Genomic DNA, 15,131 nt, shown 5'->3' on the forward strand with positions numbered 1-15,131 from the left:
CGAGCTTTCAAGTCCGGTGACGGCAGTACTACGCCCATGCCCGTCTCGCCCGCCTTCCAGTTCGGAGCAGTGCCGTGGGGACTGCTCCAGCGCGCGTTCGTCGTCGTCGCGCTGCTGGGCGGCGCCGCAGTCGCACTCTGGCTCGACGACGGCCGTCTCCCGGCCCGCCTCCGCGATCGGTTCGTGCTCGGCGTGCCGTGGGGCACCGCCGTCACCGTCCTCGGCGTGCTCGCGGTGTACCTGTTCGTTCAGGGCGGCTACGCACACTGGTACCGGCCGGTCGTCATCCCGTTCCGCGCGTGGTCGTACTTCGAACCGCTGGGGATGCTCGTCGCGGGGTTCGCCCACGCCGGCCCGGGCCACCTGCTGGGGAACCTCTTCGGCGCGCTCACGCTCGCACCGATCGTGGAGTACGCCGTCGGTCACTACCCGCACGGTGCGGACCACCCCGGGGATCCCCAGCCGTCCACGCTCCGTGAACGACTCGCCGCACTCTGCCGGAGCCCCATCGCCCGCGCGTTTCTGCTGTTCCCGCTCGCGGTCGCCGTCGTCGGCGTCGTCCTCACGCTGTTCACGATCGGCGCCGTCATCGGGTTCTCGGGGGTCGTGTTCGCGTTCGCGGGGTTCGCGCTCGTGCGCTACCCGCTGGGGACGGTGCTGGCGCTGGTGGCGTCGGATCTGCTGAACCTCCTCTACAACGCGCTCCAGAACCCAACGATCACGGCCTCGGGGCGCTCGCGGTTCGTCACGCCCTGGTTCGCGGATATCGCGATCCAGGGGCACGCGATCGGCCTGCTCGTGGGCGTCGTGCTGAGCGCGCTACTACTGCGCCGCCGTAGCGGCGACCCCCCGTCGCCGGCACGGCTGTTCGCCGGCGCGCTCCTGCTCGCCAGCGCCCAGTCGCTCTGGGCGGTGTACTGGTACCGCGGCGGCACCGACTACGTGCTCTACCGCGCGGTCGGCCTCGGTCTCGTCGCGCTGTCGGCGACGCTGATCGTCGTCGCCGCCGCCGGGCCGGACCGCCGTCCGTTCGCGGGGGACGACGCAGGCGGCGACGACTCCTGGCGCGCGGCGCTCGCGTCGCTGTCGGTGCGCCAGGTCGCGATCGCCGCGATCGTGGTCGTGGCCGCCGCGTTCTCCGGCCCCGCGGTCGCGGTCAACCTCGTCTCCACCGAGGGCGACCTGCCGGGCGAGCCCGCGACCGTCCGCGGCTACGAGATCACCTACGCCGAGGGGGTCGAGAACGAGATGGTGTCGGCGGTCCCCGTCACCCTGTTCGGCGAGACCACACAGGTCACCACCTCGGGGGTGATCGTCTCGAACCCCGACAGGAAGATCTGGCTGTCGGTGGTCCCGCGGGGGCGACTCGCCGCCAACGGCCGGTCGACCGTCATCGTCGGCGGGGTCGGCTGGCGGGAGACGGTGACTGCGGTCCGGCGCGGGTGGAGCGCGGTCGGCGGTGGCACCGCCTACACCGTCGCGCTCGACGACGGCGGCGAGCGTCGGACCGTGTTCAGCTCCGCTCCCGCACACGCGGAGCCGAGGATCGCGAACCAGAACGTCTCCGTCGCCGCGGGCAACGAGTCGTTCCACCTCCTCGTGAGCGAGGGGAACGACACTATCCGGCGGCCGCTGCCGGCGACCAACGAGTCGGTGACCGTGCAGAACGTGACGTTTTACGGACAGAACGACCGCATCGTCGCGGTCCACGACGGGACTCGCGTGACGGTGCTGGAGGCAGAGACGTACAACTGACCGACTACTCGGCGTACAGCGCCGCCAGTTCGTCGAGGCGGTCGTGGCGTTCGACGGAGTGAGGCGCCGTCAGCGGCGAGACGCTGATCTCGCCGTCGACGACCGCGCGGCGGTCGGTGCCGTTCTCGTCGGGGATCTCGCCGGTCTGCATCCGCTGCCAGATGTTGTCCTCGAGCCGGATCGTCTCGCCGTCGAACTCGGCGCTCATCGCGTACAGCGGCGAGGGTTCGGTGACGGTCATCGGCGGCCGGCCGTCGTGCGCGTCGGGCGCGGGGGCGTTGACGTTGAGGTAGTCCGCCTCCGCGAACACGCCGGAGTCGAGCGACTCCTCGACCAGGTACGCCGCGGCGTCGCAGGCGTCGGTGTACGCCTCTTTCGGGGGCGAGATGCTCTCGAACTCCTCGCCGTCGGTGGTCGGAACGTACTGGGAGACGGCGATCGCCGGCACGTCGAAGAAGGTCGCCTCGACGGCCGCCGAGACGGTCCCGGACCGGCCCATCACGTACGAGCCGAGGTTCGCCCCCTTGTTGCAGCCGGCGACGACCACGTCCACGTCCGGGCAGAGCGCCTCGACGCCCGCGATCACGCAGTCGACGGGCGTCCCCTCGACGGCGTAGCCGAGTTCGTACTCGTGAACCGTCGCCTCGAACGACCGGGCGCGGCCGACGGCGCTCTGGTTCGAGTACGGCGCGACCGCGACCGGATCACCGACCGCCTCGAGCGCCTCGTACAGTGCCCGGAACCCCGGGCTCTCGATCCCGTCGTCGTTGGTCACCAGAATACGTGGCTCGCTCATGTCCGGCGATGCGGCGGAACCGCGGTTAAGCGGTTCGACTCCGACTCAGCCGTACCGTGATGCGTCCCCCTCGAGCACGGCGTCGATCCCCGAGAGGTCGTCGACGACGTGATCCGGCGTCACGGAGGAGCGCTCGATCCGCGCGTCGTCGGTCACGCCCGAGCGCACGAGCACGGTCGTCATCCCCGCGTCGGCGCCCAGCGCGATGTCGGTGTCCAGCCGGTCGCCGATCACCAGACAGTCCGCCGCGTCGCAGTCGAGCCGATCCAACGCCAACTCCCGGGTGATCGCGTGGGGTTTGCCGAGCACGGCCTCGGCCTCGCGCTCGACAGTGCCGGTGACGGCGGCGATCATCGCGCCCGACCCCGGCACGTCGCCCTCGGCGGCGGGGATCACCGCGTCGGGGTCGCTGCCGACGATCGGGAGCGCCTCGCTCCGGACCGTCCGCGCGGCGGTCGTGAGCGTGTCGTAGTCGAACTCCCGGTCGATCGAGACGACCGCCACGTCGACGCCGCGCTCGGGGTTGCCGTGTTTGCCCGCGACGACCACGTCGAACCCCGCGTTCTCCAGCTGTTCGCGCAGCCCGCGCTCGCCCACGAGATACACCGTCTCGCCGGCGTGGTGCCGGCCGAGGTAGGCGACCGTGCTCGCGCCGGCCGTGAGGATCTCGTCGGGTTCGGCGTCGATGCCCGCACGCCGGAGCGTCTCGGCGTACGCTGCGGGCGGTCTGGTGGGGTTGTTGGAGACGAACAGTCGGCGAACCCCCCGGGCGTCGAGGGTAGCGAGGCCGACGTCGGCGCCGGGGAGGGGCTCCTCGCCGCGGAGAATTGTGCCGTCCACGTCGAGGATGGCGCCGTGGTAGCTCATAGGGGGCAGAAGGGACGGCGGGGTCGAAAAGGCGCTGCTCGCGTTACTCCGGCTTCGTGACCGGGATCGTCACCGCGTCGTCGTCGGGCTCTTCCTCACCGAACAGATCGTCCATCGCGGCCTCGACGTTCCACTTGTTCGCCTTGAACACGGCGTCGAACGCCGGGCCGACGATCGGGATCGACCCACCGGCCATGTCGACGGTGATCCGGGCGAGCATCCCCAGCAGCGTGGTGAAGCTGACGCCCAGCCGGGCGGACTCGACGACGATGTACAGCGAGATCCCGGCGCTGAGCGCGTCGCCGACCCCGGGGATCATCGAGAGCAGCGGGTCGACACCGATCCGGTACTCGATCACGGGGATCTCGATCGACTCGTCGAGCACCATCGCGACGGTGCGCATCCGCTCCAGCGCCGCACGGTCGACCGATTCCGGAACGTCCTCCGGGTCGATGCCGTCGAACGCCGCCGCGATCTCGTCACTCATACTGTGTGGTTGGGTCCAGACGAGTGTAAGCCCTGCGGCGCTCCGGTGCCGCCGAGAGTTAAGCATCGTGAGAGCCAACGGGAGGTATGGCCACGCTCGACGTCGTCGATCGCTGGGAGGGCGGCATCAGCTGGACGCTCGCCGAGGAGGTCGACGAAATGCACCGCACCAGCCACGCGATCGAGACCGAGGCCGGGATCTGGGTGATCGACCCCGTCGACGCTCCCGGGCTCGACGACGAACTCGCGGCGTTGGGCGACGTGGCGGGGGTGACGCTCCTGCTCGACCGGCACAAACGCGACGCCGCTGCCGTGGCCGAGCGCCACGATGTCCCGGTGTCGCTGCCCGAACGGCTGTCGGGAGTTGCGGACGACCTCGACGCTGAGACCGAGGTGTACAGCCGCGCGCTGCCGGACACGGCGTTCCGAACGATCACGGTGATCGACAACCGCTTCTGGCACGAGGTGGCGCTGTACGACCGCGATCGTGGCACGCTGATCGTTCCCGAGGCCGTCGGCACGGTCGGCTTCTTCACCACCGACGTGGAGCGACTCGGCGTCCACCCGGCGCTGCGGCTGTTCCCGCCGCGGAAGGCGCTCGGTGATCTCTCCCCGGATCGCGTGCTCGTCGGCCACGGGGCGGGCGTGTTCGACGACGCCGCGAACGCGCTCCGGGTCGCGCTGGCCCGCTCCCGCAAGAGCGCGCCGAAGTACTACGCGGGGCTGCTCCGGACCGCACTGACGTAGCGTCTCGCATTCGGGAATACCAAACTACAACTGCCACAGCCAACCTACCTCGGGTACCGTGACTCGCCCGCAGCTCACCCACATCCAGATCGACAACTACGGCCCGTGGACCGTCGAGCCCGAACCGCGTCGGGAGATGGACCTTCAGACGCTGCAGTCCCGGCTGTTCGCGGACATCGCCCAGTTCGTCGGCTCCCGGGACGGGTACGCCTTCTTCACCCGGTTCGACAACATGGTCGCCGTGACGAACGGCCTCGACCGAGCCGATCACGAGCTCCTCCAGGAGTCGATCGGCAACCGCTACCCCATCTCGGTCAGCCTCGGGACCGCGATCGACCCCGTGCCGATCGAGGCGCTGGAGGGCGCGACCGAGCGCGTCCAGGATGCCGGCAGCGCACAGGACCGCGCGCGACGCGAGGTGCTCGGCGGCGAGTACCGCCCGCCCGAGGCCGAGGACGTATCGATCGCCCACTTCGACGTGAACGACGCCACCGGGAAGTACACCGACCGACTCAACGAGTTCGACTCGTTCATCCGGATCGAGCAGGCGTACGCCAGCCTGATGCGGTACATGCGGGAGGCCCACGGCGCGCTCTCCTTCTTCGTCGGCGGCGACAACGTGATCTCGGTCGTCCCGAAGATGTCCGAGGCGGAGTACGAGGCGGCGATCACCCACGTCAGCGACGACGCCGACGTGGAGCTCAAAGTCGGCGTCGGCAACGGCCCTACCCCCCACGACGCGGGGATCGACGCCAAACACGCGCTGGAGGACTGCCGCTACGACGGCACCCGCGTGGAGTTCGCCGGCGAGGACTGACCCGCCGCGTCGGGATCGGGGCTCGTCACATCCGAGTCAACAGCAGATACCCCACCACCGCCAGCCCGAGCAGCAGCCCCACCAGATACGCAACGAACCCCCGGTTCTCGCCGCCGAGCGCCGCGTCGAGCAGCACGCTGGCCGCCCCCCAGACCGCGAGGACGACGCCGACGAGCAGGACCGTTTCGGCGGGGCTGCCGTGGATCACGTCCGAGAGAGCGGGCCGCCGGGGTTTAGCGGTTGTGGCGCACCCCTTCCGCAACCGCTTTTTCCGTCGGCCCCGTCGGACTGGTAATGACCGAGCCGGTACCCGTCGCGGTTCCCCGGAAGGGGCGACCGCTGGAGGCGGTGCTGGAGCGGGTCGCCACCGTCGCCGACGGCGCCGATGCCGAGGAGACGGTCGATCAGGTGACCTCCGTACTCCGGTACGAGAAGGCGATCACGAAAGACGAACAGCGCGCCGAGAAGGGGAGCTACGAGCGGCTGCTCGAGTACTCCGCGCCCGCCGGCCCCACTGGGCCGGAGTTCACACTACTGCGGGACGACCGTGAGGGGAAACCCCGCCGGATCGTGTTCGACAGCCTCACCGTCGACCTCGACGGGACGCCGGTGCATCTGGTCGGTCGCGAGGAGCCGTTCCGCGCACTTCGCACCCACGAGTTCGCGCTGGGCTTCGACGCCGCCGACCTGGTGCTGGAGGAGGTCGTCTCTCTCGGCCCCGAGGGGGTCGACAACCTCGCCGCCGTGAACGAACGCATCGACCCAACGGAGTCCGACGTGCGCGTCGTCACCGGGCTCGGGGATACGGTGTACCACACACTACTCGGCACGCCGGCAGTCGCCCCCTCGGGTGACGACCTCGACCGCGAGTTCCTCGACAACTACGGGGGGCCGCTCTGTATCTCGCCGCGCTACGAGCGACTTGTGGAGGCGGTGCTGGGGATGGACGCCGTCGAGGACGTCGAGTTCGTCTACCCCGAGAACGGGCAGGAGGAGGAGGCCGCGATCGAGGAGGCTGGGCTCGGCGTCTACCTCACCGTCACCGGGAACACTGCCCGCGACCACGGGCTCGTACTGGGCGAACAGCTGTTCCCCAGCGAGACCGTGCTGCTCGAGAACACCGCCGAGATCGACGCCGAGATCGCGGCCGTCCGGTCGATCGTCACCGGCGGGCTCCGTGAGGAGACCGAACTCTGGGCGTAGTCCGACAGCGCTGTTCTCCCGTCCCGAGTCGTCAGAGCTTACACCGCCCGAGCCGACTCCCGACCATGGATCTCGAAGCCACGTTCGGCCGACAGCAGCCGATAGTCGGGATGGTCCACCTCGACCCCCTGCCGGGTGCGCCGAAGTTCGACGGCGACCGCGACGCCGTGATCGAGCACGCACGTGCCGACGCCCGGGCGCTGGAAGCCGGCGGCGTCGACGCGGTGATGGTCGAGAACTTCGGGGACGCGCCGTTCTACCCCGACGACGTTCCGAAGCACGTCGTCGCCTCGGTGACCCACGCCGCGGGCGCGGTCGTCGACGAGGTCGACCTGCCGGTGGGCGTGAACGTGCTCCGGAACGATGCCGCCGCGGATCTCGCGGTCGCGCAGGCCGTCGGCGCCGAGTTCATGCGCGTGAACGTCCACACCGGCGCACGGGTAGCCGATCAGGGCATCATCGAGGGGAAGGCCTACGAGACGATGCGGGAGCGCGACCGGCTCGGGACCGACGTGGCGGTGTTCGCCGACCACGACGTGAAGCACTCCGCCCCGATCGCGTCCGAGGATTTCACCGCCGAATCGTTCGCCGACAACGTCGAGCGCGGGCTGGCCGACGCGGCGGTCGTCTCGGGGATGGGGACCGGCCACGCGGTCGACCGGGAGGAACTCCAGCGCGCCGCCGACCGCCGGGAGGAGTTCGGGCTGGACGTGCCGCTGTTCGTGGGCAGCGGCGTCACCACCGACACGGTCGGCGAGATCCTCTCGATCGCCGACGGCGTCATCGTCGGCACCGCGCTCAAGTCGGGGTCGGCCTCGGGCGACCCCGTGAGCGAGGAGCGAACCCGGGAGCTCGTCGCCGCCGCCGACGAGATCCGGGAGTAGACCGTCGCCGTCGACGTGGGCACTGCTGCCGGAGCGTAGCGAACAGGCGACCGCCGCGTCCCCGAGGCGTGTGGTCGCACACCCGCTGACGCCCCGGGGTAGTTCTCAACGCATCGACGGCTCTGGTCGCGTTCTCGGTCAAAAGGGTTCGCCCGCTCAGTCGAGGAGTTCGTCGAGAGCGTCGCGGACCCACTCCATCTCGTCCTCGTTCACCTGATGGCCGAGCCTCTCGTAGAGCCGCATCGTCACGTCGGCGCCGCGCTCGCGGTAGGCGTCGGTGGACTCGCGGACCCGGAACGCGGGGACGTGGGGGTCGTCCTCGTCGCAGCCGAAGAAGGCGGGCGTGCCGTCGAGGCTTTCCTCGGCGGCGTCAGGCCAGGTCGTGCCCTCGGGCCCGATCAGGCCACCGCTGAGTGCGGCCAGCCCGCCGTAGCGCTCGGGGTTCCGGTAGACGTACTCGCTGGCGAGACAGCCCCCCTGTGAGAAGCCGAGTACGATCACCTTCTCCCGCGGAACGCCGGCGTCGAGGGCCAGTTCGACGGCGTCGTCCACGGCGCGGAGCGCGGAGTCGAGGTGGGGCTGGTTCACCTCGCGTTCGGCCATGAACGAGTGTGGGAACCAGGTGTTGTGGTACGCTTCCGGCGCGATGTGGGTCACGCCGGAGTAGCCGAGTTCGTCGGCGAGGTCGAGCACGGTTCCGGGGCGAGCGCCGCGGCCGTGGAGGAGGACGAGCGCCGCCTCGGCAGCCGCTTTCGGTGCGCCGGCGGTCAGGATCGGCTGGCCCGCGTGGGGGCCGTCACCGCCGACGGTCGGCCCGGTGGTCATCGGTGTTCGTCCGGCACGTCTGCCGAATCGGTTTCTCGCGTGGCGTCGTCGCCGTCGTGACGTACCGGCTCGTCGAGCGGCGGGAGCTGCTGGCGGAGCATCGCCTCGTCATCCTGCAGCCACGGCGGCAGTCGGAGATCACTTCCGAGTTCGTCCGTAGGTTCGTCCCGAGCCAGTCCGGGCCCGTCGGTCGCGAGTTCGAACAGCACGCCGCCCGGGTCGCGGACGTACACCGAGTCGAAGTAGTAGCGCTCCCGGGGCCGAGAGGGGGAGAGCCCGGCGTCGACCAATCGGTCGTGCCACGCGTCGAGCGCCGCGCGGTCGGGCACCCGGAGCGCGACGTGGTGGCCCGTTCCGGCACCCTCCTTCCCCCACGGCTCCTCGCGAGCGTAGAGGTCGACGACGGTCCCAGGTGTGGGTGTTCGGGCGAGTTCGGTCGTGTCGGCGTCCAGACCCTCCGTCTCGACGCCGTCGGCGCCAGCGACGTAGCGAACGCGGTCGTCCTCCTGCCCGACGAGCCCGAACCCGAACAGCTCCAGCACGCGGCCGGTGACGTACGGGCTGTTCGAGCGCAGCGTGACCGAGTGGACGCCGCGGATCGCGCGTTCGGCCGGGAGTTCCTCGTCCCACGGGTCGACGGCGAGTTCGTCCGTCGCGAGGACGCCGGCCGACTCGCTCTCGACTAGCGCGAGGTCGAGGCCGTCCGGATCGGTGAACGTGAGGACGGGTTCGCCGAAGCGTTCACTCGGTTCGTCGACGGTGACGTCGTGGTCGGCGAGGCGGCTCTGCCAGTCGTCGAGCGTTCCGGGCGGGACCGCGAACACGGTCTCGCTGGGCTGGCCCGCACCGCGGCGCCCGCCGGGGTCGAGCGGGTAGGGGAACGCCGTGAACGTCGTTCCCGGCGTGCCCGCGCCGTCGCCGAAGTAGAGGTGGTGGACCGCCGGCTCGTCGTGGTTGACGGTGCGCTTGACGAGGCGGAGCCCCAGCACGTCGCGGTAGAACGTCAGCGTGCCGTGGGGATCGCCCGAGACGACGGAGACGTGGTGGATGCCGGGCGTGTCAGGAGCCTCGGAGTCCGGTTCGGTCCTGCCGTCGACGTCCGGCGCCAGCGTGTCGAGTTCGGGCTCCCGCTCGCTCACAGTCCCCCCGCCCCGGAGGACGCCGTCGTGGGGATCTCGATCTCCTCGATCGGGATCTCGAGCTCCTCCAGCGCGGCGCGCATGTGCTCGTCTTTCACGTACTCGGCGCCCTCGTTCACGCGGCGAGCGTGGGCGCGAGCCAGCACCTCGCCCCGGCGGTCGTCCGGGATCTCGAACTTGTCCGCCGCGAGTTCGATCGTCAGGCCGTTGTGGTCCCGGGTGTACAGCGAGTGGAACGCGCCGCGGTCGAACTCGTTGTAGCCGTAGCCGGCGTCCTCAAGCCCTTCCGCGATCTCGGCGAGGCGCTCGCCGTCGACGCTGAACGCGAGGTGGTGGACCCCACCCATCCCGACACGCTTCGGTCGGTCGTCCGATTGGCGGTCGTCCTTCACGAAGAACGTGATGATCCGGCCGTCGCCGGCGTCGAAAAAGAGGTGCGTGGCCTCGGGATCGTCGAGGTTCGGTTGGCGCAGCACCAGCGGCATCCCGAGGATGTCGCGGTAGTACTCCACGGTGTCCTCCTCGTTGCTGCCGATCAGCGTGATGTGGTCGACGCCGCTGACCCCGACGGGGCTGTCGGGCTTCTCGGCGGTCACGGGGATGTCGCTCTCGTCGGCCTGGGTGGGTGCGTCGGACATGGTTGTCTCGTGTTACTGGCTTGTCGCCCCGCCCCTAAAGCCGTTCGTGGACGCACACACCACCCGGTGACGCAAGTGTTAGTCGTGGACGACGAGGTGTCGAGGAGTCAGACCCCGAGCCAGTCGTCGTTTCGGATCTCGTGGCCGTGCTTCCGGGCGATCTTCGCGCCCTGCCGGCGCACGTCGCGGGAACGGGGGAGTTTGCCCTTCTCCTCGATGCGGTCGACGACCCACTCCCGGAGCGCGCGGACGCCGCTGTCCTCGTCGTCGGCGTCGATCGCCGCCATCGCCCGGAGGCTCTTCTCGTAGGCGTCCCGGGTCTTCGCGGGGAACTCGACGTTGGGGATCGTCTCGGCGGCCTCCACGACCTGCTTCATCGCCGACGCCACGCGTGGCCGACGCACCCGAACACGAACGATCTCGGGGCGCTCGAACCGCTCCACGTCGCTCTCGGCGATCAGCGCCTTGACCGCGTACCGATCCCCGCCGGCGGCGACCGATCGGTCACCGATCGCGTCGACGACGTCGGCGCCCGTCGCGGGGAACGGGACGTCCTCGAGCGCCGCGTCGATCCCGTCCAGGTCCGCCTCGTCGACCGGCGGTTCGGGCTCGTTCCGGCGCTCCAGCTCCGTCCGGAGCTCGCGTTCCCGCTGCCGCCGCTCGGCGTCGTGGGCCTGCTTGTCGCGACCCTGTTTGTCGTCAGCCATACACGCCCGTAGCGGACCGAGCCGAATAACGCTTCGCCGCGTCAGGCCCGAGCCGCGAGAAACGCCCGGACCGCCTCTTGGTCGGCGAGACCGCCGCGTGCCCCTTCGGCACGGCAGTTGAGTGCTGATGCGGCTGCCGCGAACCGGCCAGCTTGCTCGGCCTCGGCGTCCCCGAGGAGCCAGCGTTCGGCCAGCGCCGCGGTGAACGCGTCGCCCGCACCCGTCGTGTCCGTCGGGTCGACGTCGAACGCGGGGACCTGGGTCCGGTCGTCGCCGTCGAACAGCGTCGCGCCCTCGGTGCCGAACGTGACCGCGCCCCGGGAGCAGCCCCGGTCGCGGAGCGCGTCGACGGCCTCGTCGGCGGGGCAGTCGAGGTACGACTCCGCGGCCACTTCGGCGGTGACGAACAGCTCCGCGACCTCGACGACGCGGTCGATTGTCGGCCGTTCGGTGCCGCGGCCCCGGAGCTCCTCGATCGCCCCCGAGAGGTCGAACGCGAGCGCGGGGCCGTCGGGCTCGGCGGCGATATCGACGATCTCACGCGTTACGGGGTCGGGCGCGTACGCGGTGACGAACACGACGTCTGCGGCCCGCAGCACCGTGCGGTCGGTGTCGTCGAGGCGGAGTCGCACCGTCGAGTCGCCCGCGGTGACGATCATTCGTTCGCCCTCGGGGCCGCGGAGGATCACGCAGTGGGTCGTCGTGCCCGGGCCGCGCCGGATCAGCGCGGTCGAGACTGGGCCGGCTTCCAGATCCGCGAGCACGCGGTCGCCCACGTCGTCGTTCCCGAGCCGTCCGAGCAGGGCGGTGTCGCGCCCCAGCCGTGCGAGCCCCGTCGCGACGTTGGCACCGACGCCGCCGAAGCGCTCGGTGACCTCGCGGGCGAACGCGCCGCCGTCCGGCGTGGGGAGGTTCGTCACGTCGTGGAACCGATCGACCGTCGCGGCGCCGACGGCCACGACGTCGGGGGAGGGCGCGGAGTCGGGTGAGTCGGCCATACCCCGACTGGGTCGTGTCGGGGCATAAGTCCACGGCGCTCCGGGCGGCGTGTTCGCACCGAACTGACGGCGGGATGAACGGGACTAAGTCCGTGTCCCACTCAGTTCGACGCCATGAACGACGACGCGATCCGACGCGGGAGCCCGAATCGATCCGTCACCGAGGTGGGGCGATGACGGTCTCGCTCGACGACGTGCACGCGGCGCGGGAGCGTCTCGCCGCCGCCGAGGGGATCCGCGAGACGCCGGTGATGCACAACGAGACGCTGAGTGAGCGGGTCGGCGCGGACGTCTGGCTCAAACTGGAGCAGTTCCAGAAAACCGGCTCGTTCAAGCCACGCGGCGCGTACAACCGGATCAGCGAACTCGCCGAGGCGGGCGACGCCGAGAGAGTCGTCGCCGCGAGCGCGGGCAACCACGCACAGGGGGTCGCCTACGCCGCGGCCGAACGCGGCCTCGACTCGCTGGTGTTCATGCCCGAGACGGCGCCGCAGGCGAAGATCGACGCCACCGAAGGGTACGGCGCGACGGTCGAACTCCGGGGCGAGACGTTCGCGGAAGCGATGGCGGCCGCCCAGAACCGCGCGGACGACCCCGGCACCGCGTTCGTCCACGCCTACGACGATCCGGCCGTGATCGCCGGCCAGGGGACGCTCGGCCTCGAACTGCTGGAGCAGGTGCCCGACATCGACACCGTCGTCGTCCCGATCGGCGGCGGCGGGCTGGTCTCCGGCGTCGCGACGGCGATGCAGGCCGCGAAGCAGGACGTCCGCGTCGTCGGCGTGCAGGCCGAGGACGCCGCGACGGCGCCACAGAGCCTGCGGAAGGGTGAGCCCGTCGAGAACGAGAGTCCGGACACGATCGCCGACGGGATCGCGACGGGCAGCCTCTCGGATCGCACCTTCGAGATCATCGAGGAGCGCGTCGACGAGGTGGTGACCGTGAGCGACACCGAGATCGCCGCCGCGACGCTGTGGTTACTCGAACGAACGAAACAGCTCACGGAGGGCGCGGCCGCGGCCTCGGTCGCGCCGCTGCTCTCGGAGACCATCGAGGTCGAGGGCACGGTCGTCCCGCTGCTCTGTGGCGGCAACATCGACATCGCGACGCTACAGGACGTGCTCACCCGCGCGCTGGTCGACCGTCGCCAGTTCGTCACGCTCCGGGTCCGGATCGACGACCAGCCGGGGGTGCTCGGCGAACTCGCCTCGCTGATCGGCGAGCACGACACCAACATCCGCAGCGTGCGCCACGACCGCTCCGAGGAGGGGCTGCCCGTCGGCGAGGCGGATCTGGTGATCCGGCTGACGACGCCCGGCCAGGCCGCGATCGAAGGGATCATCGAGGAGATCGAGGCGGCGGGCTACCGTGTCCGGGACGTGGTTCCCTCGTAGCCCGGGTGTCGTGACTCGCCGGACCGAGACAGTTACTGTCGCAGTAGCTATATATCGGCGCGCTGTGAGTTACCGGGTATGACCGACGAAGACGTCGTTTTGGGCGATCTCGAACTGACCCGGTCGCTGACGATCCAGATGAGCGCGATCGGGACGCTCGGCTTCGTCGTCGCGGCGTCGCTGTTCGCGGTCCTGTTCCAGACGGTCACCGGCGCGCCACCGACGTTCCGGTTTGCACCCGACGTGGGCTGGTGGACTGGGGCGTTGAACGCTGTCCTGTTGATCGTACTGAGTACCGCGTTCGTGATCCCCCACGAACTGCTCCACGGGCTGGCGATCCGCTACTACGGCGGGAAGCCCCGCTACGGCGTCGGCGTCGCGCACTTCATCCTCCCCTACGCCTACGCGACGGCCGACGAGGAGTTCACCCGGAACCAGTTCGTCGTGATCCTGCTGACGCCGTTGGTGGTGCTCACCGCCGTCGGCGTGCCGCTGATGCTCGCACTGGAGTGGGGCTGGCTGCTCGTCCCGCTGGCGGCCAACGCCGCCGGCGCCGTCGCCGACGTGTGGATGACGCTGACGCTGTTGGGCTACCCCAAGCACGTTCGGATCGAGGACCACGAAACCGGCGTTCGCCTGATCGGCAAGGAGAGCGACCGCCCGCGCCCGCTCTCGGTGACCTCGTTGGTGTGGGACGCGCTCGCCGGCGCGGCGGTGTCGGCGTTCGGCGTGTTGGTGGTGCTAGCGGTCGCCGGACCGCTCGTGCTGTCAGCGATGGGGGTGGAGTCGATCACGATCGGCACCGAAGGAACGATCACCTACCTGTTCTCCTTCACGGAGACGGCCACCGAGATCTCGATGGGCGTCGGTCCGGCGGTACTGGTCGTCGGCGCGCTGTTGGGGCTGCTGTACGCGCTGATCCGGAGCTACTTCCGGGTCGTGCGGGCCTGAGTCGTCGTTCGGAATCCGCTCCGGCACGGCGGCCGGAGCAGGTCACGAGCCGTATTCGGGGACACACGATCACGGCAACAGGCTCCGAGGCGCCGACAGTCGTCGGCGCCCGGTCACGAGCCGTGATCGGTTACAGCACGAACGGCCCGCGCTGATCGATCGGCTCGTCGTGTGGCTCGCCCGCGACGGCGACGAGGCGGAGGTCCTCGCCTTCGACGGTGACACCGTCGGCGTCGGCCGACGGCAGCACGTCGCCCTCCCCGAACGCGTCGCCGTCGACGGTCCCCTCGCCCGAGACGCCGAAGAGGAACCCCGCCCAGCCCTCGGGTGCGGTCCACTCCCACGAGCCATCGACGCGCACGTCGTGGTACGTCATCGGCGTGTGCAGCGAGAGCGGCGACCCCTCGCCGACGACGGTGGTGATCGTCGCGCCCTCCACCTCCTCGGTCGGCAGTTCTCCACTGTCGGCGTCGGCGTAGTCGGCCTCTATCTCCTTCTGCTCCCGGGGGAGGTTCACCCAGAGCTGGAGGCCGTTACAGCCCGCGCCGTCGGCGGGCATCTCGGAGTGTTCGATTCCCTCGCCGGCCGTGATCCGCATCGCGTCGCCCGGGTAGGCGGTGTGGGTCACGCCCAGCGAGTCGCCGTGCTCCATCCCACCCTCCAGCATGTAGGAGACGATCTCGAACCCGCGGTGGGGGTGGGTCGGGAACCCGTCGTCCGGTTCGATGTAGAACCGCTCGAACAGCACGAACGGGTCGAGGTTGTGGGGGTAGCCGTCGGTGGGAAACGCGCGGGTGGAGTTGACGCCGGTCCCGTGGCGAACCGTCTCGCCGGGGACGGGGGCGTTTACCGCCTGGTCGAAAGACATGGTTCGTCGCAGTCGGCGGGGACGGTTAACGGTCACGACGGCGGAGCGGTGGAACG

17 protein-coding genes are annotated in these 15,131 nt (G+C 70.3%); 7 read left to right on the forward strand and 10 right to left on the reverse strand.

Features of this window, described 5'->3' with window-relative positions:
• Window positions 1–36: 36 nt before the first annotated feature.
• Window positions 37–1,755, forward strand: a complete 1,719-nt coding sequence (locus tag B4589_RS00885; protein ID WP_079232484.1) for a rhomboid family intramembrane serine protease — start codon at window positions 37–39, stop codon at window positions 1,753–1,755.
• A 4-nt stretch (window positions 1,756–1,759) separates the two neighbouring features.
• Here B4589_RS00885 and surE read toward each other — a convergent pair whose 3' ends face one another.
• Genes surE through B4589_RS00900 form a run of 3 tightly spaced genes read right to left on the reverse strand, consistent with a single transcriptional unit; the run spans window position 1,760 to window position 3,905 of the window.
• Entirely contained in the window at window positions 1,760–2,551 is a 792-nt protein-coding gene (gene surE / locus B4589_RS00890) for a 5'/3'-nucleotidase SurE (RefSeq protein ID WP_079232485.1), read from the reverse strand.
• Window positions 2,552–2,596: 45 nt separating this feature from the next.
• On the reverse strand, window positions 2,597–3,418 hold the full coding sequence (locus B4589_RS00895) for an HAD-IIA family hydrolase (RefSeq protein WP_079232486.1): 822 nt from the start codon (window positions 3,416–3,418) through the stop codon (window positions 2,597–2,599).
• Between the two features lie 43 nt (window positions 3,419–3,461).
• On the reverse strand, window positions 3,462–3,905 hold the full coding sequence (locus B4589_RS00900) for a DUF4112 domain-containing protein (protein ID WP_079232487.1): 444 nt from the start codon (window positions 3,903–3,905) through the stop codon (window positions 3,462–3,464).
• Window positions 3,906–3,991: 86 nt separating this feature from the next.
• On the opposite strand from B4589_RS00900, the gene B4589_RS00905 reads away from it, so the two are divergent.
• Both B4589_RS00905 and B4589_RS00910 read left to right on the forward strand, forming a co-directional pair.
• A complete protein-coding gene (locus tag B4589_RS00905; protein ID WP_079232488.1) occupies window positions 3,992–4,651 on the forward strand; it encodes a hypothetical protein in 660 nt (219 codons plus the stop codon).
• A 58-nt stretch (window positions 4,652–4,709) separates the two neighbouring features.
• Window positions 4,710–5,468, forward strand: a complete 759-nt coding sequence (locus tag B4589_RS00910) for a GTP cyclohydrolase III (protein WP_079232489.1) — start codon at window positions 4,710–4,712, stop codon at window positions 5,466–5,468.
• 25 nt (window positions 5,469–5,493) lie between these two features.
• Here the strand turns inward: B4589_RS00910 and B4589_RS00915 are convergent, their stop codons facing one another.
• Window positions 5,494–5,676 (reverse strand): hypothetical protein, encoded by a 183-nt coding sequence (locus B4589_RS00915; RefSeq protein WP_079232490.1) that lies wholly within the window; start codon window positions 5,674–5,676, stop codon window positions 5,494–5,496.
• 86 nt (window positions 5,677–5,762) lie between these two features.
• Between B4589_RS00915 and B4589_RS00920 the strand changes: the two genes are divergently transcribed.
• Together B4589_RS00920 and B4589_RS00925 are read left to right on the forward strand one after the other, a co-directional pair.
• Window positions 5,763–6,671, forward strand: a complete 909-nt coding sequence (locus tag B4589_RS00920) for a hypothetical protein (protein WP_079232491.1) — start codon at window positions 5,763–5,765, stop codon at window positions 6,669–6,671.
• A 65-nt stretch (window positions 6,672–6,736) separates the two neighbouring features.
• A complete protein-coding gene (locus B4589_RS00925) occupies window positions 6,737–7,555 on the forward strand; it encodes a BtpA/SgcQ family protein (protein WP_079232492.1) in 819 nt (272 codons plus the stop codon).
• A 156-nt stretch (window positions 7,556–7,711) separates the two neighbouring features.
• On the opposite strand, the gene B4589_RS00930 is transcribed toward B4589_RS00925, so the two are convergent.
• The 5 genes from B4589_RS00930 to B4589_RS00950 form a co-directional block, all read right to left on the reverse strand.
• Window positions 7,712–8,380 carry an alpha/beta hydrolase gene (locus tag B4589_RS00930; RefSeq protein ID WP_079232493.1) on the reverse strand — a complete coding sequence of 223 codons (669 nt, stop codon included), beginning with the start codon at window positions 8,378–8,380 and terminating at the stop codon, window positions 7,712–7,714.
• A complete protein-coding gene (locus B4589_RS00935) occupies window positions 8,377–9,519 on the reverse strand; it encodes a VOC family protein (protein ID WP_321169556.1) in 1,143 nt (380 codons plus the stop codon). The genes B4589_RS00930 and B4589_RS00935 overlap by 4 nt, the downstream gene beginning before the upstream one ends.
• A complete protein-coding gene (locus B4589_RS00940) occupies window positions 9,516–10,157 on the reverse strand; it encodes a VOC family protein (RefSeq protein ID WP_079232494.1) in 642 nt (213 codons plus the stop codon). Before B4589_RS00940 ends, B4589_RS00935 begins: the two co-directional genes overlap by 4 nt.
• 107 nt (window positions 10,158–10,264) lie before the next feature.
• Window positions 10,265–10,864 (reverse strand): hypothetical protein, encoded by a 600-nt coding sequence (locus tag B4589_RS00945; protein WP_079232495.1) that lies wholly within the window; start codon window positions 10,862–10,864, stop codon window positions 10,265–10,267.
• A 41-nt stretch (window positions 10,865–10,905) separates the two neighbouring features.
• Window positions 10,906–11,862, reverse strand: a complete 957-nt coding sequence (locus tag B4589_RS00950) for a carbohydrate kinase family protein (RefSeq protein WP_079232496.1) — start codon at window positions 11,860–11,862, stop codon at window positions 10,906–10,908.
• A 173-nt stretch (window positions 11,863–12,035) separates the two neighbouring features.
• Between B4589_RS00950 and ilvA the strand changes: the two genes are divergently transcribed.
• Both ilvA and B4589_RS00960 read left to right on the forward strand, forming a co-directional pair.
• On the forward strand, window positions 12,036–13,256 hold the full coding sequence (ilvA, locus tag B4589_RS00955; RefSeq protein ID WP_079232497.1) for a threonine ammonia-lyase: 1,221 nt from the start codon (window positions 12,036–12,038) through the stop codon (window positions 13,254–13,256).
• Window positions 13,257–13,334: 78 nt separating this feature from the next.
• Window positions 13,335–14,207 (forward strand): DUF3267 domain-containing protein, encoded by an 873-nt coding sequence (locus B4589_RS00960; protein ID WP_079232498.1) that lies wholly within the window; start codon window positions 13,335–13,337, stop codon window positions 14,205–14,207.
• A gap of 130 nt (window positions 14,208–14,337) precedes the next feature.
• On the opposite strand, the gene B4589_RS00965 is transcribed toward B4589_RS00960, so the two are convergent.
• Window positions 14,338–15,075: a pirin family protein gene (locus B4589_RS00965; protein ID WP_079232499.1), complete on the reverse strand. Its 738-nt coding sequence runs from the start codon at window positions 15,073–15,075 to the stop codon at window positions 14,338–14,340.
• Between the last annotated feature and the right edge of the window lie 56 nt (window positions 15,076–15,131).

It is taken from the genome of Halolamina sp. CBA1230 (assembly GCF_002025255.2).
GTDB lineage: Archaea > Halobacteriota > Halobacteria > Halobacteriales > Haloferacaceae > Halolamina.

Coding starts and splice junctions, on each gene's coding strand:
- B4589_RS00920 (WP_079232491.1), top strand. CDS start 5,763: ATGACCGAGCCGGTACCCGTCGCGGTTCCCCGGAAGGGGCGACCGCTG.
- B4589_RS00905 (WP_079232488.1), top strand. CDS start 3,992: ATGGCCACGCTCGACGTCGTCGATCGCTGGGAGGGCGGCATCAGCTGG.
- B4589_RS00900 (WP_079232487.1), bottom strand. CDS start 3,905: ATGAGTGACGAGATCGCGGCGGCGTTCGACGGCATCGACCCGGAGGAC.
- B4589_RS00925 (WP_079232492.1), top strand. CDS start 6,737: ATGGATCTCGAAGCCACGTTCGGCCGACAGCAGCCGATAGTCGGGATG.
- B4589_RS00940 (WP_079232494.1), bottom strand. CDS start 10,157: ATGTCCGACGCACCCACCCAGGCCGACGAGAGCGACATCCCCGTGACC.
- B4589_RS00895 (WP_079232486.1), bottom strand. CDS start 3,418: ATGAGCTACCACGGCGCCATCCTCGACGTGGACGGCACAATTCTCCGC.
- B4589_RS00945 (WP_079232495.1), bottom strand. CDS start 10,864: ATGGCTGACGACAAACAGGGTCGCGACAAGCAGGCCCACGACGCCGAG.
- B4589_RS00965 (WP_079232499.1), bottom strand. CDS start 15,075: ATGTCTTTCGACCAGGCGGTAAACGCCCCCGTCCCCGGCGAGACGGTT.
- ilvA (WP_079232497.1), top strand. CDS start 12,036: ATGACGGTCTCGCTCGACGACGTGCACGCGGCGCGGGAGCGTCTCGCC.
- B4589_RS00885 (WP_079232484.1), top strand. CDS start 37: ATGCCCGTCTCGCCCGCCTTCCAGTTCGGAGCAGTGCCGTGGGGACTG.
- B4589_RS00950 (WP_079232496.1), bottom strand. CDS start 11,862: ATGGCCGACTCACCCGACTCCGCGCCCTCCCCCGACGTCGTGGCCGTC.
- surE (WP_079232485.1), bottom strand. CDS start 2,551: ATGAGCGAGCCACGTATTCTGGTGACCAACGACGACGGGATCGAGAGC.
- B4589_RS00930 (WP_079232493.1), bottom strand. CDS start 8,380: ATGACCACCGGGCCGACCGTCGGCGGTGACGGCCCCCACGCGGGCCAG.
- B4589_RS00960 (WP_079232498.1), top strand. CDS start 13,335: ATGACCGACGAAGACGTCGTTTTGGGCGATCTCGAACTGACCCGGTCG.